Raw genomic sequence first — 25,669 nt, 5'->3', positions numbered from 1 at the left:
GGGGCGGGCCGTCAGGGCAGCCGGCCGACGTGCGCCATCGCCTGCCGCAGGAGATAGCCCTGGCCACCGGTCATCTCGACCTGGACCTGCTCGCTGCACGACTCCTCGGGGGTCATCCACGCGAGCTCCAGCGCGTCCTGCTGCGGCTCGCAGTCGCCCGCGACCGGCACGACGTACGCGAGGGACACGGCGTGCTGACGCGAGTCGTGGTAGGGCGTCACCCCGGGCGTGGGGAAGTACTCGGCGACCGTGAACGGCTGCGGTGTCGCGGGGATCTGCGGCAGCGCGACCGGCCCGAGGTCCTTCTCGAGGTGCCGGACGAGCGCGTCCCGGACGCGCTCGTGGTACATGACACGGCCCGACACGAGCGAGCGCGTCATCGCGCCGACGCTGTTGACGCGCAGCAGGAGACCGACGGCGACGACGTCGCCGCTGTCGTCGACGCGCACGGGAACGGCGTCGACGTAGACGAGCGGCATGCGGCGGCGGGCCGCGGCGAGCTCCGACTCGCTCAGCCAGCCGTCGGGCTTGGGCGGCTCGGGGAAGTCGGCGGTCTCCGTCATGGTGGCGAGGCTACCCAAGCGCGGATGGAATACCTGGGCCTGACGCGTGTTGTCGCCCGCAGGTGCGGTGGTGACGCCGCGAGTCGACGGAAGGGGACGACATGCCGACGATCGAGCTCACCGAGAGCACGTTCGAGCAGACCGTGCTGGAGAACGACATCGTGCTCGTGGACTTCTGGGCCTCGTGGTGCGGACCGTGCCGGATGTTCGCGCCGGTGTTCGAGGCGTCGTCGGAGGCGCACCCGGACGTCGTCCACGGCAAGGTCGACACCGAGGCCGAGCAGGCGCTCGCCGGTGCCGCCCAGATCACGTCCATCCCGACGCTCATGGCGTTCCGCGAGGGGATCCTCGTCTTCGCGCAGCCCGGTGCCCTGCCGCGGGAGGCGCTCGAGCAGGTCGTCACCGCCGTGAAGGGCCTCGACATGGACGCCGTGCGCGAGCAGGTCGCCACCCAGCGCGAGAAGGCCGCCGCCGACCAGGAGGGCTGACGCCGACCGCGCGGCCCACACGCACCGGCAGGAGCCACGCACGGACGGGGCCGGGTGCGCGAGGCGGGAGTCGAACCCGCACGCCCGAGGGCACCAGGACCTAAACCTGGCGCGTCTGCCTGTTCCGCCACTCGCGCTCGCCCCGAGCCTAGGGCGTCGGGGCCGGGGACCGGCGCGCCGACCTCAGTCCAGGCCGAGGTCCCGGCGCAGCTTCGCGACGTGACCCGTGGCGCGCACGTTGTACTGCGCGACCTCCACGCGTCCGTCCGGTCCGACGACCACCGTGGAGCGGATGACGCCCTCGACGGTCTTGCCGTACAGCTTCTTCTCGCCGTAGGCACCCCACGCCTCGAGCACCGAGCGGTCCGGGTCGGACGCGAGCGGGTAGGTCAGAGCCTCCGCCTCGGCGAACTGCGCGAGCCGGTCGACCGGGTCGGGCGAGATGCCGACGACGGTGTAGCCGGCCGCCTCGAGGGACGCGTACGAGTCGCGGAAGTCGCACGCCTCGGTGGTGCAGCCGGGCGTCATCGCCGCGGGGAAGAAGAAGACGACGACGCGGCGTCCGCGCAGCGAGGACAGCGCGAGGGTCCCGCCGTCGGCGGTGGCGAGGGTGAAGTCGGGCGCGAGGTCGCCGACGGCGAGGCGGGGCATGGGGTCTCCTTCCGGCTGGGAGAAGGGTAGCCGCCGCCCGGGCCGCCCCCTCGCCCCGGGCCACCCGGCGCCGTGCGACCGCCCGGGCCGCGGGCGACGTCGTGGCGCGCCCGCGGACGGGTACGGTCGGCGCGTGACACGCGAGGACCCCCGCTCTGCGCCCGCCGCGACGCGCACGCCCGGCACGTCCGGAGCGCCCGGCTCGTCCGCTCGTGGGACCACCGCCCGGCTGCCGCTGCGGATGCTGCACGACCGCGTGCTCGTCCACGTCGACGCCGAGTCGTCCGAGCGGCTGTCGACGTCAGGGATCGTCATCCCGGCGACGGCCGCCGTCGGTCGGCGGCTCGCCTGGGCGCTCGTCGTGGCCGTCGGCCCGAACGTGCGCCAGGTCTCGGCCGGCGACAAGGTCCTGTTCGACCCCGAGGACCGCGCGGAGGTCGAGCTGCAGGGCACCGCGTACGTGCTGCTGCGTGAGCGCGACCTGCACGGGGTCGCCGAGCCCGAGGCGTCGGGTCAGGGCACCGGGCTGTACCTGTGACGGGCACGCTGCCGCGGTCGGGGCGAGCAGGTGAGGAGCGCGCGAGGGACAACTCGACCGACATCGGACGCAGGCGTTGCGTGCGCCCCCGCGCGGTGGTGCAGTTGGCAGTGCGCGGGCTCCGCCTGCGCTGACGACCGTCCGGCGGGCCCGGACGCGGAGGGAGGACGATGGACAGGGACGCTCCCGTGACCGGCGGCGAGGACGAGGCCGCGGTGCCCGGTCGGACGACGCCGACGGCACCCCTCGACGAGGTCGAGGCGAGCCAGGAGGTGATGAGCCTGCTGAGCGAGCACGTGCCGCTCGCGCTCCTCGCCGACCTCGCGATCCCCGAGGGCCCCCAGTCGCCGCAGATCCTGTCCGAGGAGGGGCTGCCCGAGGTCGCCTGGTGGGAGGGCGGCGAGCACGCCGAGGACGGCGCGCCCGCGGTGTGACGCGAGGCTCCCGGTGCGGCGGACGTCACACCCCGACCGGTTTCGCACCGGAGCCTGTGCGGTGCTAACGTCATGCACCGCGCGCCATTAGCTCAATTGGCAGAGCAGCTGACTCTTAATCAGCGGGTTCGGGGTTCGAGTCCCTGATGGCGCACAGTGAAGGCCCCGACCGTCGGTCGGGGCCTTCGTCGTCCCGAGGAGCCGCCATGTCCCGTCCCGTCGCCCTGGTCACCGGCGCCTCGTCCGGCATCGGCCGCGCCACGGTGCTCGGGCTGCTCGATGCGGGCCTGGTCGTGCACGCCGCCGCACGCCGCACCGACCGGATGCGGGACCTCGCGGACGCCGGTGCGCACGTCCTCGCGATGGACGTGACCGACGACGCGTCGATGGTCGACGGCGCCGCCGCGGTGCTCGAGAGCGGTCGACTCGACGTGCTGGTCAACAACGCCGGGTACGGCTCCTTCGGCGCGCTCGAGGACGTCCCCGCGGACGAGGCGCGGCGGCAGGTCGAGGTGAACGTCCTGGGGCTCGCGCGGCTCACGCAGCTCGTCCTGCCGGCGATGCGCACCGCGCGGAGCGGGCGGGTCGTCAACGTGTCCTCCGTGGGGGGCACCATCTACGAGCCGCTGGGCTCCTGGTACCACGCCACGAAGTTCGCGGTCGAGGGGCTGAGCGACAGCCTGCGGGTCGAGCTGCGGCCCTTCGGCGTGGACGTGGTGCTCGTGCAGCCGGGGCCGGTGCGGACCGAGTGGAACCGGATCGCGCGCGAGAACCTCCTGACCGTGTCGGCGGGCTCGCCGTACGCGCGGCAGGCCGCGTCGGTCGCACGCGTCCTGGAGCGGGCGGACCGTCCGGGCGCAGGTGCCGAGCCCGAGGAGGTGGCGGCGACGGTCGTCCGCGCTGCGACCGCCGCGCGACCCCGCACGCGGTACCCCGTGGGTCGGGGTGCTCGGACCCTCATGCTCGCGCGCCGGGCCCTGCCCGACCGCGCGTTCGACGCGGTCCTCGAGCGCGTCTACCTGCGCTGACGGGACGCCCCGGCGCCGCCGGGCCCCGACGGGAAGGTCAGGACTGCTCGGGCTGCGCGTCGTCCTCGCCGAACGGCAGCAGCCGGTCGACGCCCGTGATGGTCATGAGCTCGCGCAGCATCCAGGGGGCGTTGCGCAGCTCGACGGGGTAGCCGCCGGCCTCGGCGTCGCGTGCGATGCGCACGAGGATCGACATCCCGGCGGAGTCGACGAAGCTCACGCGACCTGCGTCGATCACGACGGGCAGGGCGCGTTCGGTGACCGCCTGGCACAGCGGGCCCGCGTTCTGCCGCACCGCGAGGTCCACCTCGCCCCAGACCTCGACGAGGGACCGCTCGGGCTCCTCGTGCAGCGTCATGCCCGACGGTGCCCCGTCGTGCTCCCGCCCCAGTGCCTCGATCATCGTCGACCCGTTTCCTCCGTGCGTGTGGACCTGCCCATGATCCAACCGCACATCCGCGCGCACGGCACGGGGAGCGCGACGCAGCACCCGCAGATCCCGGCCCCGGCACGGTCCCGCCCGGCCCGGGCGCGAGGTGTCTAGGGTGGGGCCGTGACGCGCATCGCACTGGCCACGTGTGCCGCCCTGCCCCACCTCGACAGCGAGGACACGCCTCTCCTCACCACGCTCGCGGCGGCCGGCGCCACCGCCGAGGCGGCGGTGTGGGACGACCCCGCGGTGGACTGGTCGTCCTACGACCTCGTCGTGATCCGGTCCGCGTGGGACTACGCGCAGCGTCGCGACGAGTTCCTCGACTGGACCGCGCGCGTCGAGGCGGTCACGCAGCTCGCGAACCCGTCTCCGGTCGTGCGGTGGAACACCGACAAGCACTACCTCGCCGAGCTCGAGCGCGCCGGCGTGCGGGTCGTCCCGACGACCTGGCTCGAGCCCGAGCGGCAGTTCTCCTCGCGCGCGCTGCACACGCGCTTCCCGGCTGGAGGGGAGTTCGTGATCAAGCCCGCCGTGTCCGCCGGCTCGATCGACACGGGCCGGTACACGGCGATCGACGCGCAGTCGCGCGGGATGGCCATCTCCCACGCCAAGCGCCTCCTCGAGGCGGGCCGGACCGTGATGGTGCAGCGGTACCTGACGAGCGTCGACACCGTGGGGGAGCGCGCCCACGTGTTCGTCGACGGCGAGCACTCGCACAGCGTGCTCAAGGGCGCGATGCTCGATGGTCCGGACGTCGCGGTGGACGGCGTCTACAAGGAGGAGAAGATGTCGCCCGTCGACGCCTCCCCCGAGGAGATCGCGATGTCGCAGGAGGTCATCGCGACGGCCCGGCGCCTGCTCTCCGCGGGTTCCGCCGAGGACGACCGGCCGTTCCTCTACGCACGCGTCGACGTCGTGAGCGACGACGACGGCCGTCCGGTCCTCATGGAGCTCGAGATGGTCGAGCCGTCGCTCTTCGTCTCGCTCTCCGAGGGCGCGCTCGAGCGGCTCACCGACGCGATCGTCGCCCGGGCCGGCGCGCCGCGCTGACGTGCGTCCGCGGGTGCCGCTCCGACGCGCGGCGGCGGGTGCCGCTGCGACGCACGCGGCGAGGTACCGCCCGCCGCGGCGCGCGGTACGAGCACCCCTGCGGACCGGGTAGACTTCACGCCGGTCCACGCGCGGACGGCTCCTCGGAGCCGTGGCGGTCGGGCCGGTCGTGGTGGCTATAGCTCAGTCGGTAGAGCACCTGGTTGTGGTCCAGGGGGTCGCGGGTTCAAGTCCCGTTAGCCACCCCACAGCGGACGAGCCGCCCTCCTCACGGGGGGCGGCTCGTCCCGTTCCGGGGGAGGGCGCCAGGAGGTCCGCAGCCGACGCTCGCCGACTGCGGACCGACGCGACGCCGTTCAGCGACCGTTGCGGACGGACGTCTCGCTGATGCGCGTCGCGATCTGGCGTGCGGCCGCGGAGTCGGGGCCGGGAGGAGCCACGAGCATCGCCTCGCGGTAGTAGCGCAGCTCGTCGATGCTCTCGAGGATGTCGGCGAGCGCGCGGTGACCGCCCGTCTTCGCCGGGGAGCTGAAGTACACGCGCGGGTACCAGCGGCGCGCGAGCTCCTTGATCGAGGAGACGTCGATCACCCGGTAGTGCAGGTGCCCGACGAGCTCGGGCATGTCGCGGTCGAGGAACGTCTTGTCGGTGCCCACCGAGTTCCCGGCCAGCGGCGCCTTGCCCGCCTCCGGCACCCACGTGCGGATGTGGTCGAGCACCTGCTGCTGGGCGTCCTGGAGCGTCGTGCCGCCCGGGAGCGCGTCCAGGAGCCCCGACGTCGTGTGCATGTCCCGGACGAACGGGTCCATCTGCTCGAGCGCGGCGGCGGGCGGGGCGATGACGACGTCGACGCCGCCACCGAGCACCGTGAGCTCGGAGTCCGTCACGACGGCCGCGACCTCGACGAGGGCGTCGCGCGACGGGTCGAGCCCCGTCATCTCGCAGTCGATCCAGACGATCCGGTCGTTGGGGGCGCTCGCGGGGCTCACGCGGTCACTGTACGGGGAAGTCACTCGCCGGGACGGTGGGCAGGGGGCGGGCCGGCCTCGGACGAGGGTGCCCGCGCGGCGACCCACGTGGCGACGAGCGTGACGACGGCGGCACCGGTGCCGACGAGGGCCGCGGCCCACCAGGGCGTCCCGGACCAGGCCGCGGCAGCGGCGGCGACGACGCCGAGGACGACGGCCGGGAGGACGCCGCGTGCGGGCGCACCGCGCCCGGCGCCCGACGGGCGCGCGGGCTCAGGTCGCGCCGAGTGACGGCCCATCAGCGGCCGGACCGGGAGGACATGCGCCCATCGTGGCAGGCGGACGGGCGGTCGGAGGCCGGTGTCAGGCGGCGACGAGGCCGTCAGCGGCCGGCCGCGCGGGGGCGGCCGGCCGCTGGGCGGTGGCACGCGGGGTGCCGTTCCTGCGGGTCGTGCGGTGGAGACGGACCGGGACGGGCAGACGCCGGTCGGTCCGCGAGCGGGCCGCGAGGGACCGGCGGGCGTGCCGCCGGTCGCGCTCGAGGTCCGCGATGCGCTGCGCGTGGTCGCGCAGCGCGGCGTCGTACAGGGACGTGGGATGCATGGTGGTGCTCCGGGTTCGGTGGGACGGGCTTCCAGGACGGGCCAGGTCCTTCACCGCGGTGGTCACAGACAACCAGCGGGCACCCCGGGTCCGCACGGCTTTTTCCGCGCGCACCGCGAGGGCGCGTGCGGGGGTTCCCACGTCGGGGCGGGGCGTCGGCGCCGTCGGGCACGGGCGCGCGCGGGGCGCGCACCGCTGCGACCATCGTCGGATGCACGCAGACGCGGACGACCCCCGACGACGCGTCCGCTCGAGGTGGACCGAGCTGCGACGGGCCCTCGACGCCGGGCGTCGCGGGCTCGGGTCGGGCTGGACGTGGGTCGACGACCGACGCGCGCACGCCGCCGTCGTCGTCGGCGCCCTCCTCGTGGTCGCGGGGGCCGCCGGGTTCCTGGGGGTCCTCGACGCGGTCCGCGAGCGGGACGACCTCGCCGCGGTCGACCAGCCGGTCCTCTCGTGGCTCGTCGACGTCCGGAGCCCGGCGGTCAGCGCCGTCATGGCGACGGTGTCGGCGGTGACGGGACCGGTCGTGCTGCCCGTCCTCGTCGTCGTGGCCGCCGTCGTGTGGGGCCTCGTCGCGCGCGGGTGGTGGCAGGCGTTCGTGCTCGCGGGCGCGATGGTCCTCTCGACCGTCGTCTCGGTGACGCTCAAGAGCTGGGTCGCGCGACCCCGCCCGCCGGTCGACACGATGTACGTGCCGGGCTCGGAGCCCACCTACTCCTTCCCGTCGGGGCACACCATCGGCACGGCGACCTTCCTGCTCGTCGTCGCCTACCTGCTGTGGGCGCGCCGCCCGACCGTGCGCGGGCTCGTCGTCGCGCTGCCGCTCGTCGTCGCCGGGGTCGCGGTCGTCGCGCTGAGCCGCCTCTACCTCGGGTACCACTTCGTGACCGACGTCGTCGCGTCCACGGCGCTCGCCGTGACGGTCCTCGGGGTCGTCGTGGTCGTGGACAGGCGGAGGGCTGCGCGCGCCGCCGTGGTGACCGCACGGGTGACCGCACGGCGCTGAGGGGGCACGTCGGCCGGGTGCGGGCGTCGGGCCGCGGGCGCCCCCGGCAGGATTCGAACCTGCGACCTGCGGATTAGAAGTCCGATGCTCTATCCACTGAGCTACGGGGGCCGAGCCGGACCAGCCTAGTCGGCGTACGCGCCCCGGACGCCCGGGTCCCGCCGCCGCGGGACGGCCCGTGGCACCGTGATCGGCGCGCGCGTTTGGCCTCGACCGGCGCGCACGGGAGGATTGCCCCGTGCCCGCTGACCTCGACCTCCGCGCCACCGGCGCCGTCCCGGGTGACGGCCGGCGGCCCGCGGGGACCGAGCGGTCCTGGGTCGAGGCCACCCTGCTGGACGCGGTCCAGGACCTCCGGCGCGACGTCGCGCTCACCCGGTTCCCGCTCCCGGTCGACGGCGTCGAGCACGCCGAGCGTCGTCGTCGGCAGCTCCTCGACCAGCTCGACGACCACCTCCTGCCCCGGCTGCGCGAGCTCGCCGCGCCCGCCGTGGTCGTCGTCGCCGGCTCGACCGGCGCGGGCAAGTCGACGCTCGTGAACTCGATCGTGGGCGCCGAGGTGTCGGCGGCCGGTGTGCTGCGGCCCACGACGCGTCGGCCCGTGCTCGTCCACCACCCCGCCGACGGCGACCTGCTCACCGAGCACCCGCTGCGGGAGATCGTCGAGGTCGTCGTGCGGGAGGAGGTGCCGCGCGGCATCGCTCTCGTCGACGCGCCCGACCTGGACTCGCTGCTCGCGTCCAACCGCAGCACGGCGCACCGGCTGCTCGAGGCCGCCGACCTGTGGGTGTTCGTGACGACCGCGGCGCGGTACGGCGACGCGGTCCCGTGGCAGGTCCTCGGCGAGGCTGCGACGCGCGGGACGTCGATGGCGATGGTGCTCAACCGCGTGCCGGCCGACGCGCTCGTCACGGTCCGCACCGACCTGCTCGACCGGCTCCGCTCCCGGGGGATGGGCACCGTCCCGCTGTTCCTGCTGCCCGACCTGGGCCCGCACCAGGGTCTGCTCGAGGAGCGCTCGGTCGCGCCCGTGCGCCGCTGGCTCGCGATGGTCGCCGGCTCGGACCGTGCGCGCTCGGTGATCCGCCGGACCCAGCGCGGTGCGCTGCGTGCGCTGCGCCCGTGGGTGACCGAGCTCGCACGCGCGGTCCAGGACCAGGTCGACGCGCGCGTGGACCTCCAGGCGCGGGTCGAGGGCGCGCTCGCGGCCCCCGCCGATCGCGCGGCGGCCGCCGTCCGTGCCGGCGCCGTGGCCGAGGGGCCCGTCCGTGCGAGGTGGTCGGCGGTCGCGGGGTCGGGCGGACCGCTCCAGGGCCGGCTGACGGGCCGACGCGGCCGGACCGAGCGCGAGGCCGCGCTCGACGGGCTCCGCGCCGAGCTCGAGGAGGCCGCCGTCGTCGCGCTCACCGCGGCGCGTCGCATGGGGCGCAACGCCGTGCTCGACGTCCTGGACGGCTCCGCCGTCCCGGGTGCGCCCGCCGTCGTGCGGGCGCTCGAGGACCCGGGCACCGAGGCCGACGCGCTCTCGCGGGCCAGGTCGGACGCGGCCGCGTGGTTCGCCGCCGTCGACCTGGCCGTGGCGGGCGGCGACGACGGCGGCACCGGGCAGTCCGCGGGTCGGCTGGTCAAGCTGTTGGGCACCCCGGGCGCGGCCACGGTGGTCGCCGCGGCCGCCGTCGGGCTCGGCGCCGCACGCGCGCTCGTGACGCGGACGATCGGGACGGGACCGACGGAGGACCTGGTCCAGGGCGTGACGGAGGACCTCGCACGTCGCGCGCACGAGGCCGCGCTCGGCGGGGCCGCGCCCGCGCAGGGCGTCCTCGCCGCGCCGGACCTCGCCGACGACGCCTCGGCCCGACTCAACCTGCGCCTCGCCGTCCTGAAGGGCCTCACATGACACCGTCCGTGCCGACGGCCGCGGGGCCGCGGACGCGCGCCCTCCTCGAGCGCGCCGAGGGGCTCGACGCCGCCCTGCGTCGGGCGGGCGACCGCGTGCCCGGTGACGCGCGCGACGCCGCGCGCGCCGCGCTCACGGCCGTGCGCGAGCGCCTCGAGCTCGGCGTCGACCACACGGTCGTGGCACTGGTCGGCGGCACCGGCTCGGGCAAGTCGAGCCTGTTCAACGCGCTGTCCGGGCTGCGCTTCGCCGACGTGGGTGCGCGCCGACCCACCACCTCCGCCGTCACGGCGTGCACGTGGGGCGACGCGAGCGGCCTGCTCGACTGGCTCGAGGTCGCGCCCGAGCGCCGGATCGAGCGCGAGAGCGCCCTCGACGGCGACACGCAGGCCGACCTGCGCGGCCTCGTGCTCCTGGACCTGCCGGACCACGACTCGGTCGCCGAGGAGCACCGCGCGGTGGTCGACCGGCTCCTGCCGATGGTCGACCTCCTCGTGTGGGTCGTCGACCCCCAGAAGTACGCGGACGACGCGCTCCATACCGGGTACCTGCGCCACCTCGTCGGCCACGAGCGGTCGATGCTCGTCGTCCTCAACCAGGTCGACACGGTCCCCGTCACCGAGCAGGCGGGCCTCCTGCGGGACGTCGCGCGACTCCTGCGCGAGGACGGGCTCGATGCGGTGCCCGTGCACGCCGTCTCGGCACGCACCGGCGACGGCGTGCCCGTGCTGCGCGAGGCGATCGCCCGCTCGGTCGAGGGACGCGGCCAGGCCGAGCGGCGCGCACGCGCCGAGATCGGCGACGCGGCACGCGCGCTCGCACCCACCGTCGCGACGTCCGAGCCGAAGAACCTGCCGCGCGACGCGACCGTCGAGGAGCTCGTGCGCGCCGTGGGCGCCGACTCGTCGGCGCAGGCGGTGCGCAACGGCGGTGAGCCGGAGCTCGTCCCGCCGCGTCCCGAGCGGGTCGCCGAGGTCCGGCGCGGCTGGCTCGCCCAGGTCGCCGGGGCGCTGCCCGAACCCTGGCGCGCGTCGGTCGAGCGCGGGCTCGCTGACGACGACGCGCTCACCGCCCGGGTGGCCGAGGCGCTGGACCGGGTCGAGCCGCCCACGCTCGACCAGCGGCGACCACGGCGGCTCCGCACGGTGGCGGGGGTCCTCGCGCTGGTCGCGCTCGTGGTCGTGGCCGCGGGCGTCGGGACGGCGGTCGGGTCCGGTGGGGCGACCACGACGGTCGTGCTGCTCGGTGTGCTGGCGGTGCTCCTGGCCGCAGCAGCGGTGGCCACCGCGGTCCTCGCACGCCGCGCGGCGGTCCGGGCGCGCGAGCGCCGCGCCGCGGCGCTCCTCACCGAGGTCCGGGCCGCGCTCGGCGCGGTCGTCGACGAGGGGCTGGCGTCGCCCACGAGGGCCGTGCTGGCGGACCACCGTGCGCTGCGTCGCGCGGTCACGTCGGACGAGGACGAGGGGCCTCGGGCCCGGCACGCGGCGTCCACAGACCCGGTGGGGGAGCAGACCTCCCCAGCCTGAACGGGCCCCTGACCTCGGGTCGTCGGCAGCCGGCCACCCTCACCTCACGAGCCGGATCGGCCGGCTCCGACCCGGAGGTGAGCGATGAGTGTCAACGGTCTGACGGTGACCGTGGTCGGCTGGGCTGCGTCCACGCCGCGCGAGGTCCACGGTGACGGTGTCCCCTACACGAGCTTCCGGCTCGCGACGACGCCGCGGTGGTACGACGGGAAGCTCGGCCGCTGGGTCGACGGCAGGACCGAGTGGATCACCGTCAAGGCGTTCCGCGACGTCGCGTTCAACGTGGCCGCGTCGGTCCGCAAGGGTGACCCGCTGGTCGTGACGGGCCGCATGCGCACCGAGGAGTGGACGTCGGAGGGAGTGGTCCGCACGGGTCTCGTGCTCGACGTCTCGGCGCTCGGTCACGACCTGACGCGCGGGACCTCCACGTTCGCACGGCGCGTCCACGTCCAGGGCGACCGGGTCGCCGAGCACGGATCCGGCCACGGCACCGAGGACGGCGGCGAGGCGCCGGTCGAGCGCCTGCGGGCCGACGACGCCCCGGAGGACCCGTGGGTGACCGACGTCGTCGGAGCCGCGGGGGAGGTCGGTCCGGACGGCGGTGCGGACGACGGTGCGGAGGGCGCGGGGGACGGTGCGCACGGTGCGGCCGCGGGACCGGGCGGCGGAGGTCACGAGCCGTCGGACGGCGGCGTCGTCGCGCGCCGCGGGACCCGGGGGAAGGCGCTCACCGGCACGCCGTAGGCTAGGCGGCTGCGGCGACCGCCGCCCGGCAGGTGACGACAGGAGCGGAACCCGAACGTGGCTGAGTTCATCTACACCATGTACAAGGCGCGCAAGGCGCACGGCGACAAGGTGATCCTCGACGACGTCACCATGAGCTTCTACCCCGGCGCCAAGATCGGCGTCGTGGGCCCGAACGGTGCGGGCAAGTCGACGATCCTGAAGATCATGGCCGGGCTCGACCAGCCGTCCAACGGCGAGGCCCGCCTGTCCCCGGGCTACACGGTCGGGATCCTCCTGCAGGAGCCGCCGCTCAACGAGTCCAAGACCGTCCTCGGCAACGTCGAGGAGGGTGTCGCCGAGATCAAGGGCAAGCTCGACCGCTTCAACGAGATCTCCGCCCTGATGGCGGACCCGGACGCGGACTACGACGCGCTCCTGGCCGAGATGGGCGAGCTCCAGGAGGCGCTCGACCACGCGAACGCGTGGGACCTGGACTCGCAGCTCGAGCAGGCGATGGACGCGCTGCGCTGCCCGCCGCCGGACGCCGACGTGTCGGTGCTGTCCGGCGGCGAGCGGCGCCGCGTCGCGCTGTGCAAGCTGCTGCTCGAGAAGCCCGACCTGCTGCTGCTCGACGAGCCGACCAACCACCTCGACGCCGAGAGCGTGCTGTGGCTCGAGCAGCACCTCTCCCAGTACCACGGCGCCGTCATCGCGGTCACTCACGACCGGTACTTCCTCGACCACGTCGCACAGTGGATCGCCGAGGTCGACCGTGGTCGCCTCTACCCGTACGAGGGCAACTACTCGACGTACCTGGAGAAGAAGCAGGCGCGGCTCGAGGTCCAGGGCAAGAAGGACGCCAAGCTCGCGAAGCGGCTCAAGGACGAGCTCGAGTGGGTGCGGTCATCCGCGAAGGCGCGTCAGACCAAGTCCCGTGCACGTCTGCAGCGGTACGAGGAGATGGCCGCCGAGGCGGACCGCACGCGCAAGCTGGACTTCGAGGAGATCCAGATCCCGCCGGGTCCGCGCCTGGGCAACGTCGTCATCGAGGCGGACGACCTGCGCAAGGGGTTCGGCGACCGGGTGCTGATCGACGGGTTGTCGTTCACGCTGCCCCGCAACGGCATCGTCGGCGTCATCGGCCCGAACGGCGTGGGCAAGACGACGCTCTTCAAGACGATCGTGGGACTCGAGCCGCTCGACGGCGGCTCGCTCAAGGTCGGCGAGACCGTCCAGCTGTCGTACGTCGACCAGAGCCGCGGTGGCATCGACCCGAAGAAGACGCTGTGGGAGGTCGTCTCCGACGGTCTGGACTACATCAAGGTGGGCAACGTCGAGATGCCGTCGCGCGCGTACGTCGCGTCGTTCGGCTTCAAGGGGCCGGACCAGCAGAAGCCGGCCGGGGTGCTCTCCGGTGGCGAGCGGAACCGGCTGAACCTCGCGCTGACGCTCAAGCAGGGCGGCAACGTCCTGCTCCTCGACGAGCCGACCAACGACCTCGACGTCGAGACGCTCGGCTCGCTCGAGAACGCGCTGCTGGAGTTCCCGGGCTGCGCGGTCGTGGTGTCGCACGACCGGTGGTTCCTCGACCGGGTCGCGACGCACATCCTCGCCTACGAGGGCACCGAGGAGGACCCGGCCAGCTGGTACTGGTTCGAGGGGAACTTCGAGTCCTACGAGGAGAACAAGGTCGAGCGCCTCGGTGTCGAGGCCGCTCGTCCCCACCGCGTGACGTACCGCAAGCTCACGCGCGACTGACGCACCACGCGCGACCGGTCTCCGCACCGGTCGACCCGGCACGACGACGCGCACGACCGACGCCCCGGTGGTCCACGGACCACCGGGGCGCCGTCGTCGACGGGGACGCGCGCCGGCCCCACCGCCCACCGGCTCCAGGATCGGCGGGCGGGCCACAGGTCCGGCCACGGGTCCGGCCACGGTTCCGCGCGCCGACGTGGCACGACGGCGGGGCGGCGCGCAGACCTCGGGCGCCGTCGCCCCACCTGGGCCAGACTGGCACCGGACCCGCGCCGGCGGGGCGGACGGAGGAGGTGCGGGTGGCGACGGTGCAGGAGACCGATGCTCTGCTGAGGTCGCTCACCGACCTGCGGACCGTCCTGCAGCAGCTCCGGCTGCCGCTCGACCTCCCCGAGGCGGCGGAGCACCGCAGGACCGCCCGGCGCCTGGTCGACCACCTCGACGACTACCTCCTGCCCCGCGTGCGCCAGCTCGGCGCGCCGCTGCTCGCGGTCGTCGGCGGCTCGACCGGTGCCGGCAAGTCCACGCTCGTCAACAGCCTCGTGGGTGCCGAGGTCACGACCGCCGGCGTGCTGCGCCCGACGACCCGCTCACCCGTCCTGGTCCACCACCCCGACGACACCGCGTGGTTCGCGAGCGACCGGATCCTGCCGACGCTGCCGCGCGTGACCGGGCACGACGCCGACGGGCGGGCCCTGCGTCTCGTGGCGCACCCCGACGTCCCGCGCGGCCTCGCGCTGCTCGACGCCCCGGACATCGACTCGGTCGTCGTGGAGAACCGGGAGCTGGGCGAGGAGCTGCTCGGGGCGGCCGACCTGTGGGTGTTCGTCACCACGGCGGCGCGCTACGCCGACGCCGTGCCGTGGGACCTCCTCGCGGCCGCGGCGCGGCGGCGTGCCGTCGTCACGGTCGTGCTCAACCGGGTCGACCCGCCCGCGCGGGACGCGGTCGCGGCGCACCTCGGGCGCATGCTCACCGACAACGGCCTGCCGGAGGCACGCCTCGTGACCGTGCCCGAGGCGGAGCTCGTCGACGGCCGGGTCCCGCCGCACGCCGTCGCCCCGCTCGCCTCGTGGCTCAGGGCCGTCGTCGGCGACGGCGCCTCGCGCGAGCAGGTCGTCCACCGCACGCTGGGCGGCGCGGTCGAGGACCTCGTCGCGACGGTCCCCGCGCTCGCGTCCGCGGCGGACGACCACGTCGCGCACGTCGAGGGCCTGCGCCGGACGGCCCGGCACGAGTACGGCGCCGCACGCGACGCGGTCCGCGACGCGACGTCCGACGGGACCATGCTGCGCGGCGAGGTCCTCGCCCGCTGGCAGGAGTTCGTCGGCACGGGGGAGGTGCTGCGCGCGGTCGAGGCCAAGGTGAGCACGATCCGCGACCGGGCCGTGGCGTTCCTGCGCGGGCGGCCGGCACCCGAACCCGTCGCCGAGGCGATCGGCAGCGGGCTGGTCGACCTCGTCGTCGACGCCGCCGACCGGGCGGCCCAGCGCACCGCCGCGGCGTGGCGCGCCGACCCTGCGGGCCGCCGGCTCGTCGACGGGCTGTGGCTGACCCGCGCCTCGACGGACCTGCGCCCGCGGGTCGCCGCCGCCGTGCGCGAGTGGCAGCGCGGCGTCCTGGACCTCGTCTCGACCGAGGGGGCGGACCGACGGTCGACCGCGCGGGCCCTGTCGTTCGGCGTCAACGGCCTCGGTGCGGCGCTCATGGTGTCGATCTTCGCGACGACGGGTGGGCTCACGGCGGCCGAGGTGGGCGTGGCGGGCGGCACCGCGGTCCTCGCGCAGCGGTTGCTCGAGGCGGTCTTCGGCGACGAGGCCGTGCGCCGCCTGACCCGGACCGCGCAGGCGGACCTGGTCGACCGGCTCGGCGCGCTGCTCGACGACGAGCGCTCGCGGTTCTCCGGGGCCCTCGACGCGCTGGACGCCCCGACGTCCGCAGGTGACCGCCTCCGTTCGGCCGCGCGCGAGGTCGCGCGCGACGCGACGTGGCTCGGCGCCCTGCCCGAGCTCCCCGACGACCTGCGTGGTGCCGGCACCCGGGCGGCCGACGCCGACGTGGCGCCCGAGCCGCCGGCCGAGGAGTCCGTCGTGCGCCGGTGGTGGAGGCGGCTGTGGGAGGACTGAGCCCCGCCGAGCGCCTCGACGCCCTCGCCCGTGCCGTCGAGGCGGGTGCCGGCGTGCTGCCCGCCGACGTCGTCGCCCGCGCCGAGGCGGTCGAGGAGCGCGCGGGGCGGCGCATGCGGCTGTCGGCCGAGCACACGGTCGCCGCGTTCGCGGGAGCGACCGGCTCGGGCAAGTCGTCGCTGTTCAACGCGGTGGTCGGCGAGCCGCTCGCGGCCGTCGACGTGCTGCGGCCCACGACGTCCGAGGCGCTCGCCGCCGTCCGCGGGGCCGAGGGCGCTGCGCCGCTCCTGGACTGGCTCGCGGTGCGCCGACGGCACGTGCTCGACGACGACGAGCAGGCCCCGCCCACGCCCGACGACGGCGGCCTCGTGCTGCTCGACCTTCCCGACCACGACTCGGTCGTCGTCGAGCACCGCCTCGAGGCCGAGCGGCTCGTCGCGCTCGTCGACCTCATGGTCTGGGTCGTCGACCCGCAGAAGTACGCGGACGGCGCGCTCCACGAGCGCTACCTGCGTCCCCTCGCGTCGCACCGCGACGTCGTCGTCGTCGTCCTCAACCAGGTGGACCGACTGTCCCCGGCCGAGCGCGAGGCGTGCCGACGGGACCTCGAGCGGCTGCTCGCGCTCGACGGCCTGCCCGGGGTCCCCGTGCTCGAGGCGTCGGCACGGACCGGCGAGGGCGTCGCCGAGCTGCGCGCGGCGCTCGACAGGGCCGCACGGCGGCGGGAGGCGGCCGTCGCGCGCGTGCTCGCCGACGTCGGCGCGGCCGCCGCGCGCGTGCTCGAGCACTGCGGTACGGCGACGTCGCGTCCGGCCTCGGCACGCCAGCGGCTCGTCGACGCCCTCGGGACCGCGGCGGGCGTCCCGCTCGTCGTCGACGCCGTGCGCGACGGGTGGGCCGCGCGCGGCCGCGCCGCGACCGGGTGGCCACCGACCCGGTGGATCGGCCGGTTCCGGCCCGACCCGCTGCGCAGGCTCCACCTGCGCGGGCCCGGCGACGAGCACGGCGACCCCGAGGCCGAGATCGCACGGACCTCCCTCCCGCCCGCGGGTCCGGCCGAGCGCGCGCGCGCCCGGGCGGCGGTCCTCGCCTACGCCGACGACGCGTCCACGGGGGCGCCCGACCCGTGGGTCCTCGCCGCACGCGACTGCGTCGACCCGGACGCGCTGCCCGACCTGCTCGACCACGCCGTCGGGTCCGCTCCGCTCGTCCCGGCGCGGAGACCCGCGTGGTGGACCGGGATCGGCGCGCTCCAGTGGGTGCTCGTCGCCGTGATGGTCGCGGGCGCGGGGTGGCTCGGGGTGCTCGCGGCGCTCGGCGCGCTCCAGCTGCCCGTCCCGGACCCGCCACGCTGGGGCGACGTGCCCTGGCCGACCGTGCTCCTCGCGGGTGGCGCCGCGCTCGGGGTGCTGGTCGCGGTGGTCGCCCGTCTCCTCGTCGGCGCCGGCGCGCGGCGCCGAGCCGCCCGCGCCCGCACCCGGCTGCGCCGGGCCGTGGAGTCCGTCGCGGACGAGGCCGTGGTCGCCCCGGTCGGTGCGGTGCTCACGCGCATGGACGAGTGCCGGACGGCCGCTACGGTGGCGGCCGAGGGTACGGGTCGACGCCGGCGGGGTGCCGGCCGAGGAGGGTCATGAGGCTGCACGTCCCGGTCCCGCTGCGCTGGTCGGACCTCGACGCGTACGGGCACGTCAACAACGTCGCGCTGCTGCGGCTCCTGGAGGAGGCGCGCATCGCGGCGTTCTGGCGCCACCCGGGGGCCGAGGACGCCGAGACGTCGACCGCCGTGCTCGACGCGGGACCGACCGCCGCGACCCACACGCTGGTGGCGCGGTCGGAGATCGAGTACCTGCTGCCCCTGGGGTACCGGCGCGACGGCGTCACGGTCGAGATGTGGCTCGGCCACCTCGGGGGCGCGAGCATCGACGTCTGCTACGAGGTGACGTCCGGGGCGGGCGACGAACGCCAGGTGTACGCACGCGCGACGACGACACTCGTCCTCATCGACGCCGCGACGCAGCGCCCGCGCCGCATCGGCGACGCCGAGCGGGCCGTGTGGGCCCCGTACGTCGGCGAGCCGGTCGCCATGCGGCGGCGTCCGGGCACCTGACCGTCCCCGCGCAGCCCGTCAGCCGTCCCGACGACCCGCGGCTCTGCGTTCGGCCTCCTCGCGGATGCCGCGCTGCATCCCGCCGAACACCACGCCGTGGAACGGGGTGACGGCCCACCAGTAGGCGTGGCCGGCGAGCCCGTGCGGGTGGAACGTCGCGCGCTGCGTCACCGAGGACGTCCCGGGCCGTGACCCGGGAGCGACGGCGAGCTCGAGCCAGGCGAGCCCGGGCACGCGCATCTCGGCGCGCAGGCGCAGCAGCCGCCCGGTCTCGACCTCCTCGACGCGCCAGAAGTCCAGGACGTCGTCCACGACGAGCCGACGCGGGTGCCGCCGCCCCCGGCGCAGGCCGGGGCCGCCGGAGAGCCGGTCGAGCACGCCGCGCACCTGCCACGCGAGCGGCCACGAGTACCAGCCGTGCTCGCCGCCGATGCTCTCGAGGACCTCCCACAGGACGTCGGCGGGGGCCTGCACCGTGGTGGTGCGCTCGTCCCGGTACAGCGACCCGCCCGCCCAGTCCGGGTCGGTCGGCAGGGGGTCGCTCGGGGCGCCGCGGACCGACGCCGACGACCACCGCGTCGCGACGTCGGCGTCCTGGATGCGCTGCAGCGCCAGCCGGACGGCGTCGTCGAACCCGACGAGCCCCTCGGGCGGGTCGGGGACCCACCGCGCGACGTCGTGCTCGGCGCAGACCACCTCGTGCACGAGGGACTCCACGAGCGGCCGCGCGATCCCGGCCGGGACGGGCGTGACGAGCGAGACCCACAGGCTCGACAGCCGCGGGGACAGGACGCCGACACCGACGATCACGCGCCGGCGCAGGCCCGCCACCGCGGCGTACCGCTGCATCATGTCGCGGTACCGCAGGACGTCCGGGCCGCCGATGTCGAACCCGCGGTTCACGTCGTCGGGCATGTCGGCGCTGCCGACCAGGTAGCGCAGCACGTCGCGGACCGCGATCGGCTGGATGCGGTTGTCGACCCACCGCGGCGTCGTCATCACGGGCAGCCGCTCGGTGAGGTAGCGCATCATCTCGAACGACGCCGAGCCCGAGCCGAGGATGACGGCGGCCCGCAGCACGGTCGTCGGGACGCCCGAGGCGAGGAGGATGTCCTCGACCTCGCGGCGCGACTCCAGGTGCGGCGAGAGCTCGCCCTCGGGGTGCAGGCCGCCGAGGTAGACGATCCGCCGGACTCCCGCCTCGCGCGCCGCACGGGCGAACGTGAGCGCGGCCAGCCGGTCGGTGCGCGCGAACCGCGGACCTGTGCCGAGGGAGTGGACGAGGTAGTAGGCGACGTCGACGCCGTCGAGCGCGGCGCGCGTCGCGTCGAGGTCCGTGACGTCCGCGGTCGCGGGCTCGACGTCGTCGTACCACGGCCGGCCGCGCAGCCGGCGCGGGTCCCGCGAGACGGCACGCACGCGGAAGCCCGCGGCGAGGAGCTCGGGGACGAGCCGCCCGCCGACGTAGCCGGTCACCCCGGTGACGGCGGCGAGGCGCGCGCCGTCCGACGCCGCGCCCGACCCGCCGGTCACGAGAGCAGCTCCAGGACGGCGCGCTCGGCGGCGGCGCGCGTGCGCCGCCGCCCGATCGACCGGCCGCGCTCCCACAGGTCCACGAGCCGCGGGTCGATGTACGACGCGCGGCACACGGCGGGCGTGTTGCCCAGCTCGTCGGCGACCTCCCGCACGACCTGCGCGACGACGCGCCGTCGCCCGCGCTCCGACGACGGCGGGTCGTGGTCGGCGAGACCCGCGGCGGCCAGCACCGTCGCGTGCCACGTGCGGAAGTCCTTGGGTCGGGCCTCCGGGCCCAGGCGCGCCTTCACGTAGTCCACGATGTCGGCCGTCGTGACGTCGTGCCAGACGCCCTCGTCGTCCTGCCACGCGAGCAGCTCGTCGTCGTCGTCGCCGTCGCGGTCCCGCAGGCGCCGCACGATCGGCAGGATCTCGGTGTCCTCGACCTTCGACTCGCGCACCTGCCCGGACTTGGCGGGGTAGCAGAAGCTCACGCCGTCGCGGTGGAGCGCGACGTGGTCACGGCGGACCGTCGCGAGCCCGTAGCTGCCGTTGTCCCGCGCGTACGCCTCACCGCCGGCGCGGAAGTAGGCGTCGTCGAGCAGCCGGAAGGCGAGCGCGAGCACCTTCTCGCGGGGCATGCCCGGCAGCGCGAGGTGCTCGCGGACGACCTTGCGCGCGCGCGGCAGGCGCCGCGCGACGTCGAGGACGTGCGCGTGCTTGGCCTTGTCCTGCCGCGCGCGCCACTGCGGGTGGTAGAGGTACTGCCGCCGGCCCGCGTCGTCCGTGCCCATCGCCTGGATGTGCCCGTTGTCCCACGGGCAGATCCACACGTCGGTCCAGGCGGGCGGGATGACCAGCTCCGTGCAGCGAGCGACCGCCTCGGGGTCGGTGATCCGGTTGCCGTCCTCGTCGAGGAAGACGACCCCCTTGCCCTGACGACGGCGCGTCCAGCCGGGGGACGAGGGGCGCGACCTGCGCAGGCGGGGCATGGCGACAGTGTGCGGTGGTCGGCGACGACCGGCGAGGCGAGCGCGGGCGACGGGCGGACCTGCGGGCAGGAGCGGCGGGTCCGACGGGCGGCCGGCGAGCGTGAGCGGGCCGGGCCCCGTCGCGGCTCAGTCCTCCGGGACGCGCACCATGCCCTCCTGCGCGATGGACGCGACGAGGGTCCCGTCCTGCCGGTACACGTTGGCTGCGCCCAGACCGCGCCCGCCCTGGGCGCTCGGCGCGGTCTGCACGTACAGCAGCCACTGGTCGACGCGGACCGGCCGGTGCCACCACATCGCGTGGTCGAGGCTCGCCATCGACAGCCCGGGCGTCGCCCAGCTCAGGCCGTGGCGGCGCAGGACGGGCTCGAGCATGACCTGGTCGCACCCGTAGGCGAGCAGCGCGCGGTGCAGCACCTCGTCGTCGGGCAGCGGTCCTCGGGCGCGCATCCACACCATCTGCCGGCCGCTCGCCATGGGACCCGGCTCGAGGTAGATCGACGCCTCGACGTGGCGGAGGTCGAACGCGCTCGCCTGCGTCCAGAACTGCGCGACGGGATGGTCGACGCCCGCGAGCGTGCTGATCGCGCTCGGCACGCGGTCGGGGCCCGGGACGGACGGCGGGGGTGCGTCGGTGTGCTCGACCCCGGGCTGCGCGACCTGGAAGGAGGTCGTCATCGACAGGATCGGCTCGCCCTTCTGCAGCGCGTGCGTCCGGCGAGCGCTGAACGAGCGGCCGTCGCGCAGCCGCTCGACGCTGAACGTGATGGGCTCGCGGACGTCGCCGGGCCGCAGGAAGTAGCCGTGGACCGAGTGGGGGAGCCGGTCGCCCTCGACGGTGCGCGCGGCCGCGAGCAGGCACTGCGCGAGCACCTGGCCGCCGAACACTCGCCCGCCCGGCTTGGGCAGGCTGCGGCCGACGAACGTCGCGTCGTCGACCCGCTCGAGGTCGAGGACGTCCAGGACGGTGCGGAGCGCGTCGGCACCGGGTCCGTCGCCGGCCGCGGGCGGCTCGGCGGTCGCCGCGACCGCGGGCCGGGCGGTGGACGGGGCAGCCGGGTCGGAGGTGGTCGGCTCGGACGTGGGGGTCACCGGGGCTCCTCAGTCGTCGAAGGTGTTGACCATGGCGTGGGCGGCCCGCTCGAGGTAGTCCCACAGCGTCGCGTGCTGCAGGGGCGGCAGGCGCAGCTCGGTGAGCGCGACGCGCATGTGCGCGAGCCAGCGGTCCCGCGCGTCGGGGTTCACCTTGTACGGCGCGTGCCGCATGCGCAGGCGCGGGTGCCCGCGTCCCTGCGAGTAGGTGGTCGGCCCGCCCCAGTACTGCTCGAGGAACGTGCGCAGACGCTCCTCGGCGGGGCCGAGGTCCTCCTCGGGGTACATGGGCCGCAGGACCTCGTCCTCGGCGACGAGCTCGTAGAACCGCGCGACGAGGCGGCGGAACGTCGGCTCGCCGCCCACGAGGGCGTGGAACGAGTCGGGGCTCTCGGTCGGCAGCACGCCCCCATCCTCCCTCACCGGCACTACGCTGGGTGCCGCAGCGCGGACGGGGCGATGGGGCCACCGACCCCCACCGACCCCGCGGCCGCGGCGACGAGGCCGAGGAGGGTCACGGTGACGAAGGCGGAGCAGATCCTCGCGGCGCTCGGCGGCGACGCGAACGTCGTCGACCTCGAGCCGTGCATCACGCGCCTGCGGGTCGAGCTGCGCGACGCCGCGCTCGTGGACGAGGTCGCCCTCAAGGACTCGGGCGCCTTCGCGGTGGTCCGGACCGGGCGGGTCGTCCAGGTCGTCGTCGGCCCCGAGGCCGACGCGCTCGCGGACGACATCGACCGCCTGCGCTGAGCCGCGGGGACCGTCGTCGGGGCGGCGGTGCCTGCCTGGGTCAGCCCTGCCTGTCGGCTCCCTGCCTGTCGGCCCCCTGCCTGTCGGCTCCCTGCCTGTCGGCCCCCTGCCTGCCGGCCCCCTGCCTGTCGGCTCCCTGCGGGTCGTGCCCGGCGTCGCCCGGGCGCTGCGCCTCGCGCTCGACCAGGACCTCGCGCCGCGGCAGCGCCAGGTCGACGCCCTCCGAGCGGAACAGCTCGCGGACCCGTCCGCGGACCGCGCGCTGGATCGCCCACTGCTTCGCGGGAACCGTCTTGAGGAGCATCCGGATCATGACCGACTCGGCCGAGAGCGACTCGTAGGTCGTGACCTCGGGGTCGCCCAGCGCGTCCGCCGCGAGGTCCTCGGCCTCGAGCGCCTCGCGCGTCGCGCGCAGGAGCAGGTCGGCCGCCTGCTGGACGTCCATGTCCGGCGGGACCAGCACCTCGACCAGCGCGCGGGACCAGCCCTGCGTCATGTTGCCGACGCGGAGGATCTCGCCGTTGCGCACGTACCAGAGCGTCCCGTCGAGACTGCGGACCTGGGTGACGCGCAGGCCCACGGCCTCGACCGTCCCGGTCGCCTCCCCGAGGTTGACCACGTCGCCGACGCCGTACTGGTCCTCGATGAGCATGAAGAGCCCCGAGAGGAAGTCCTTGACGAGGGTCTGCGCGCCGAAGCCGAGCGCGACGCCCGCGACACCGGCCGACGCCAGGAGCGGGCCCAGCTGCCAGCCGTAGATGTTCGCGAGCGCGGTGAGCACGAGGATGCCGACCACGAGCGCCGCGACCGACCTCAGGACCGACCCCATGGTCTCGGCGCGCTGGACGCGCCGCGCGACGGCGAGCGGGTTCGACTGGTCGGCCGCCGAGCCCACGCGCGTGCGCAGCAGCAGCGTGCGCGTCTTGGCGCGCACGGTGGACCCGCCGTCGATCACGGAGCGCACCCCGCGCGCGATGACCCACCGCGCGACGGCGAGCACGACGACGCCCAGGACGATCGTGACGACCGTCTGCAGGGGTGCGCCGAGCAGCCAGCCGAGGGCGCCCCTCGCCGCCTCGCCGGCGTCGTCGAGGGGGGGAGGCGTGGAGGACGTCGTCATCGGGAGCACCTCGGCAGGGTAGCCACCGCGGCCGGGTGCCGAGCCGGCACGACGACGGACCCGGACCGTCCGCGCGGGCCTGTCGCCCGTCCCGCACGCGCGTGCTCTGGCAGGATCGGTGCGTGCCCGAGACCGACACCGCCGCGCCCCTGCCGCAGCCGCTCCTGGACCTCGCGTCCCGGTACGGCGTCGTGCCCGACTTCTGGGACTTCGACGGAGGCAAGCGCTCCGTGTCCGAGTCGACGCTCGTCGCGGTCCTCGCCGCGCTCGGCGTCGACGCCTCGACGCCCGAGCGGGCCGCGGTCGCGCTCGAGAACGCCGAGGACGACCCGTGGCGCCGCACGCTCCCGCCCGTGACGGTCGTCCGGCAGGGTGCGACGGCGGAGGTCCCCGTGCACGTGCTGGACGGCCAGGACGTCGTCGTCCGCGTCGAGCTCGAGGACGGCGGCGACGGCGTCGACCTCCCGCAGGCCGACGTGTACGTCCCGCCCCGGACCGTCGACGGGCGCCGGCTGGGCCGGGCGACGTTCACGGTCCCCGACCACCTGCCGCTCGGCTGGCACACTCTGGTCGCCGAGACGCCCGACTCCACGGCGCGCGCGACGCTCGTCGTCGTGCCGGTCCGGCTCGAGCTGGGACGGGGGCTCGACGAGCGCCGCGCCTGGGGCTTCATGGCGCAGCTGTACTCGGTCCGGTCCTCGCGGTCGTGGGGCGTGGGCGACCTGGGCGACCTCGCGGAGCTGTCGTGGCTCGCGGGGCGCCGGTGCCGCACGGACTTCCTGCTCATCAACCCGCTGCACGCCGCCGAGCCCGGCAGCCGGATGACGCCGTCGCCCTACCTGCCGGTCACGCGGCGGTTCGTCAACCCGATCTACCTGCGTGTCGAGGACATCCCCGAGACGGCGTACCTGCCGGTGGCCGAGCGGTCGCTCGTCGAGTGGCAGGCCGAGGTCGCCCGCCCGCTCAGCGAGGACGAGGGACCCATCGACCGGGACGCGGCGTGGGCGGCCAAGAAGGTCGCTCTCGAGGTCGTCCACGCGGCACCCCGCTCGGCGGCCCGCGAGGCCGCGTTCGCCGACTACCGCGAGCTCGAGGGCCCCGGGCTGCTCGACTTCGCGACGTGGTGCGCGATCGCCGAGCACTACGAGGGCGAGCCGTGGCCCGCCGAGGCGCACGACCGGGGCTCGGCCCTCGTCCAGCGGCTCAAGGTCGAGCTCGCGGACCGGATCACCTTCTACTGCTGGCTCCAGTGGGTCGCCGACGAGCAGCTCGCGGCCGCGCAGCGTGCCGCGACCGAGGGCGGCATGCGGCTCGGGATCATGCACGACCTCGCCGTGGGCGTGCACCCCGAGGGGGCGGACGCGTGGGCGATGCGCGACGTCCTCGCGCAGGGCGTCTCGGTCGGCGCGCCGCCGGACATGTACAACCAGCAGGGGCAGGACTGGTCGCAGCCGCCGTGGCGCCCCGACGCCCTCGCACGCGCCGCGTACAAGCCCTACCGCGACATGCTGCGGACGATCCTGCGGCACGCGGGCGCGATCCGCATCGACCACGTCCTTGGCCTGTTCCGGCTCTGGTGGATCCCGTCGGGCGCGTCGGCGCGCGACGGCGCCTACGTCCGGTACGACCACGAGGCCCTCATCGGCATCCTGTGCCTCGAGGCGCAGCGCGCCGGCGCCGTCGTCATCGGCGAGGACCTGGGCGTCTTCGAGCCGTGGGTGCGCACGTACCTCACCGAGCGCGGCATCCTCGGGACGTCGGTGCTCTGGTTCGAGTACGAGGGCAAGACCCTCATGGCGCCGGAGAAGTACCGCCGCCTCGCGCTCGCGACCGTCACCACGCACGACCTGCCGCCGACCGCGGGCTACCTCGCGGGCGAGCACGTGGACCTGCGCGACCGGCTCGGGCTCCTCACCGAGCCCGTCGAGAACGTGCGCGCGGCCGCGCGCCGCGAGCGTCAGCAGATGGTCGACGTCCTCGCGTCGCGCGGGCTCGTCGGGGGCGACCCGTCGGAGCGAGAGCTCGTCGAGGCGATGCACCGGCTCGTGCTCGCCTCGCCGTCGGTCCTCGTCGGGGTGTCCCTCGCCGACGCGGTCGGGGAGCGGCGCGCGCAGAACCAGCCGGGCACCGACCAGGAGTACCCGAACTGGAAGGTCCCGCTCGCCGACTCCGCGCAGCGGCTCGTGCTGATCGACGACCTCTTCGAGAACCCGCGGCTGCGGTCGCTCGTCGCCGCGGTGAACGCCGCGCTCGACGAGGCCCGCTGACGGACGCGGGCACGTCGCCCGCGCTCGGCGC

At 75.4% G+C, this 25,669-nt stretch carries 26 protein-coding genes and 4 tRNA genes; 17 read left to right on the top strand and 13 right to left on the bottom strand.

Going from position 1 to position 25,669, the window contains the following annotated elements; all coding sequences use genetic code 11:
• Positions 1-11 precede the first annotated feature (11 nt).
• Positions 12-563, bottom strand: coding sequence for an NUDIX hydrolase family protein (locus IEV86_RS04670; RefSeq protein WP_043606776.1), 552 nt, complete (start codon positions 561-563; stop codon positions 12-14).
• 101 nt (positions 564-664) lie between these two features.
• Here IEV86_RS04670 and trxA point away from each other — a divergent pair, with 101 nt between their 5' ends.
• Positions 665-1,051, top strand: coding sequence for a thioredoxin (gene trxA, locus IEV86_RS04665; RefSeq protein WP_043606774.1), 387 nt, complete (start codon positions 665-667; stop codon positions 1,049-1,051).
• Between the two features lie 55 nt (positions 1,052-1,106).
• Here the strand turns inward: trxA and IEV86_RS04660 are convergent.
• Both IEV86_RS04660 and IEV86_RS04655 read right to left on the bottom strand, forming a co-directional pair.
• Positions 1,107-1,188: transfer RNA gene (locus IEV86_RS04660), tRNA-Leu, on the bottom strand.
• Between the two features lie 46 nt (positions 1,189-1,234).
• Entirely contained in the window at positions 1,235-1,702 is a 468-nt protein-coding gene (locus IEV86_RS04655; RefSeq protein WP_043606771.1) for a peroxiredoxin, read from the bottom strand.
• 241 nt (positions 1,703-1,943) lie between these two features.
• Here IEV86_RS04655 and IEV86_RS04650 point away from each other — a divergent pair, with 241 nt between their 5' ends.
• From IEV86_RS04650 to IEV86_RS04635, 4 genes are all read left to right on the top strand, one after another.
• Positions 1,944-2,240, top strand: coding sequence for a GroES family chaperonin (locus IEV86_RS04650; protein ID WP_052426222.1), 297 nt, complete (start codon positions 1,944-1,946; stop codon positions 2,238-2,240).
• 170 nt (positions 2,241-2,410) lie between these two features.
• Complete coding sequence (locus IEV86_RS04645; protein WP_152605654.1) at positions 2,411-2,674, top strand: hypothetical protein; 264 nt, start codon at positions 2,411-2,413, stop codon at positions 2,672-2,674.
• An 81-nt stretch (positions 2,675-2,755) separates the two neighbouring features.
• Positions 2,756-2,828, top strand: a tRNA-Lys gene (locus IEV86_RS04640).
• A 52-nt stretch (positions 2,829-2,880) separates the two neighbouring features.
• Positions 2,881-3,702: an oxidoreductase gene (locus tag IEV86_RS04635; protein ID WP_043606765.1), complete on the top strand. Its 822-nt coding sequence runs from the start codon at positions 2,881-2,883 to the stop codon at positions 3,700-3,702.
• A 37-nt stretch (positions 3,703-3,739) separates the two neighbouring features.
• On the opposite strand, the gene IEV86_RS04630 is transcribed toward IEV86_RS04635, so the two are convergent.
• Positions 3,740-4,105 (bottom strand): STAS domain-containing protein, encoded by a 366-nt coding sequence (locus tag IEV86_RS04630; RefSeq protein ID WP_052426219.1) that lies wholly within the window; start codon positions 4,103-4,105, stop codon positions 3,740-3,742.
• Positions 4,106-4,255: 150 nt separating this feature from the next.
• Between IEV86_RS04630 and IEV86_RS04625 the strand changes: the two genes are divergently transcribed.
• Together IEV86_RS04625 and IEV86_RS04620 are read left to right on the top strand one after the other, a co-directional pair.
• Positions 4,256-5,185, top strand: coding sequence for an ATP-grasp domain-containing protein (locus tag IEV86_RS04625; RefSeq protein ID WP_043606763.1), 930 nt, complete (start codon positions 4,256-4,258; stop codon positions 5,183-5,185).
• 172 nt (positions 5,186-5,357) lie between these two features.
• Positions 5,358-5,433: transfer RNA gene (locus IEV86_RS04620), tRNA-His, on the top strand.
• 108 nt (positions 5,434-5,541) lie between these two features.
• Here the strand turns inward: IEV86_RS04620 and orn are convergent.
• The 3 genes from orn to IEV86_RS04605 all read right to left on the bottom strand — a co-directional run bounded on the left by orn (position 5,542) and on the right by IEV86_RS04605 (position 6,756).
• Positions 5,542-6,174 (bottom strand): oligoribonuclease, encoded by a 633-nt coding sequence (gene orn / locus IEV86_RS04615; RefSeq protein WP_043606761.1) that lies wholly within the window; start codon positions 6,172-6,174, stop codon positions 5,542-5,544.
• Between the two features lie 20 nt (positions 6,175-6,194).
• Entirely contained in the window at positions 6,195-6,452 is a 258-nt protein-coding gene (locus IEV86_RS04610; protein ID WP_043606759.1) for a hypothetical protein, read from the bottom strand.
• 64 nt (positions 6,453-6,516) lie between these two features.
• Positions 6,517-6,756, bottom strand: coding sequence for a hypothetical protein (locus IEV86_RS04605; protein WP_043606758.1), 240 nt, complete (start codon positions 6,754-6,756; stop codon positions 6,517-6,519).
• Positions 6,757-6,967: 211 nt separating this feature from the next.
• On the opposite strand from IEV86_RS04605, the gene IEV86_RS04600 reads away from it, so the two are divergent.
• Positions 6,968-7,765: a phosphatase PAP2 family protein gene (locus IEV86_RS04600; RefSeq protein ID WP_081978737.1), complete on the top strand. Its 798-nt coding sequence runs from the start codon at positions 6,968-6,970 to the stop codon at positions 7,763-7,765.
• A gap of 38 nt (positions 7,766-7,803) precedes the next feature.
• On the opposite strand, the gene IEV86_RS04595 is transcribed toward IEV86_RS04600, so the two are convergent.
• Positions 7,804-7,876 (bottom strand) — tRNA-Arg (locus IEV86_RS04595).
• Between the two features lie 127 nt (positions 7,877-8,003).
• On the opposite strand from IEV86_RS04595, the gene IEV86_RS04590 reads away from it, so the two are divergent.
• The 7 genes from IEV86_RS04590 to IEV86_RS04560 all read left to right on the top strand — a co-directional run bounded on the left by IEV86_RS04590 (position 8,004) and on the right by IEV86_RS04560 (position 17,905).
• Positions 8,004-9,662 carry a GTPase domain-containing protein gene (locus tag IEV86_RS04590; protein ID WP_229734465.1) on the top strand — a complete coding sequence of 553 codons (1,659 nt, stop codon included), beginning with the start codon at positions 8,004-8,006 and terminating at the stop codon, positions 9,660-9,662.
• Complete coding sequence (locus IEV86_RS04585) at positions 9,659-11,188, top strand: YfjP family GTPase (protein ID WP_081978920.1); 1,530 nt, start codon at positions 9,659-9,661, stop codon at positions 11,186-11,188. The genes IEV86_RS04590 and IEV86_RS04585 overlap by 4 nt, the downstream gene beginning before the upstream one ends.
• A gap of 84 nt (positions 11,189-11,272) precedes the next feature.
• Positions 11,273-11,932 carry a single-stranded DNA-binding protein gene (locus tag IEV86_RS04580; protein ID WP_052426525.1) on the top strand — a complete coding sequence of 220 codons (660 nt, stop codon included), beginning with the start codon at positions 11,273-11,275 and terminating at the stop codon, positions 11,930-11,932.
• Positions 11,933-11,989: 57 nt separating this feature from the next.
• On the top strand, positions 11,990-13,672 hold the full coding sequence (gene ettA / locus IEV86_RS04575) for an energy-dependent translational throttle protein EttA (RefSeq protein ID WP_043609631.1): 1,683 nt from the start codon (positions 11,990-11,992) through the stop codon (positions 13,670-13,672).
• Positions 13,673-13,971: 299 nt separating this feature from the next.
• Positions 13,972-15,798, top strand: coding sequence for a P-loop NTPase family protein (locus tag IEV86_RS04570; RefSeq protein ID WP_188484556.1), 1,827 nt, complete (start codon positions 13,972-13,974; stop codon positions 15,796-15,798).
• Positions 15,786-17,432, top strand: a complete 1,647-nt coding sequence (locus IEV86_RS04565) for a GTPase (RefSeq protein WP_229734464.1) — start codon at positions 15,786-15,788, stop codon at positions 17,430-17,432. The genes IEV86_RS04570 and IEV86_RS04565 overlap by 13 nt, the downstream gene beginning before the upstream one ends.
• Positions 17,429-17,905, top strand: coding sequence for an acyl-CoA thioesterase (locus tag IEV86_RS04560; RefSeq protein ID WP_043609240.1), 477 nt, complete (start codon positions 17,429-17,431; stop codon positions 17,903-17,905). The genes IEV86_RS04565 and IEV86_RS04560 overlap by 4 nt, the downstream gene beginning before the upstream one ends.
• 18 nt (positions 17,906-17,923) lie before the next feature.
• On the opposite strand, the gene IEV86_RS04555 is transcribed toward IEV86_RS04560, so the two are convergent.
• From IEV86_RS04555 to IEV86_RS04540, 4 genes are all read right to left on the bottom strand, one after another.
• A complete protein-coding gene (locus IEV86_RS04555) occupies positions 17,924-19,438 on the bottom strand; it encodes an SDR family oxidoreductase (RefSeq protein ID WP_043609243.1) in 1,515 nt (504 codons plus the stop codon).
• Positions 19,435-20,412: a DNA topoisomerase IB gene (locus IEV86_RS04550; protein WP_043609245.1), complete on the bottom strand. Its 978-nt coding sequence runs from the start codon at positions 20,410-20,412 to the stop codon at positions 19,435-19,437. Before IEV86_RS04550 ends, IEV86_RS04555 begins: the two co-directional genes overlap by 4 nt.
• Positions 20,413-20,538: 126 nt before the next feature.
• Positions 20,539-21,501 carry an acyl-CoA thioesterase gene (locus tag IEV86_RS04545; RefSeq protein WP_043609247.1) on the bottom strand — a complete coding sequence of 321 codons (963 nt, stop codon included), beginning with the start codon at positions 21,499-21,501 and terminating at the stop codon, positions 20,539-20,541.
• A 9-nt stretch (positions 21,502-21,510) separates the two neighbouring features.
• Positions 21,511-21,906, bottom strand: a complete 396-nt coding sequence (locus tag IEV86_RS04540; RefSeq protein ID WP_152605760.1) for a globin — start codon at positions 21,904-21,906, stop codon at positions 21,511-21,513.
• 114 nt (positions 21,907-22,020) lie between these two features.
• On the opposite strand from IEV86_RS04540, the gene IEV86_RS04535 reads away from it, so the two are divergent.
• Positions 22,021-22,251 carry a PTS sugar transporter subunit IIB gene (locus IEV86_RS04535; protein ID WP_043609249.1) on the top strand — a complete coding sequence of 77 codons (231 nt, stop codon included), beginning with the start codon at positions 22,021-22,023 and terminating at the stop codon, positions 22,249-22,251.
• Positions 22,252-22,291: 40 nt separating this feature from the next.
• On the opposite strand, the gene IEV86_RS04530 is transcribed toward IEV86_RS04535, so the two are convergent.
• Entirely contained in the window at positions 22,292-23,371 is a 1,080-nt protein-coding gene (locus IEV86_RS04530) for a mechanosensitive ion channel family protein (RefSeq protein WP_188484555.1), read from the bottom strand.
• Positions 23,372-23,493: 122 nt separating this feature from the next.
• Between IEV86_RS04530 and malQ the strand changes: the two genes are divergently transcribed.
• Positions 23,494-25,638 (top strand): 4-alpha-glucanotransferase, encoded by a 2,145-nt coding sequence (malQ, locus tag IEV86_RS04525; protein ID WP_043609251.1) that lies wholly within the window; start codon positions 23,494-23,496, stop codon positions 25,636-25,638.
• The last annotated feature ends 31 nt before the right edge of the window (positions 25,639-25,669 follow it).

The organism is Cellulomonas carbonis, from assembly GCF_014636275.1.
Classification (GTDB): Bacteria; Actinomycetota; Actinomycetes; order Actinomycetales; family Cellulomonadaceae; genus Actinotalea; species Actinotalea carbonis.
The sequence above is the reverse complement of the archived record's forward strand: the minus strand, read 5'-3'. Positions and strand labels throughout refer to the sequence as shown.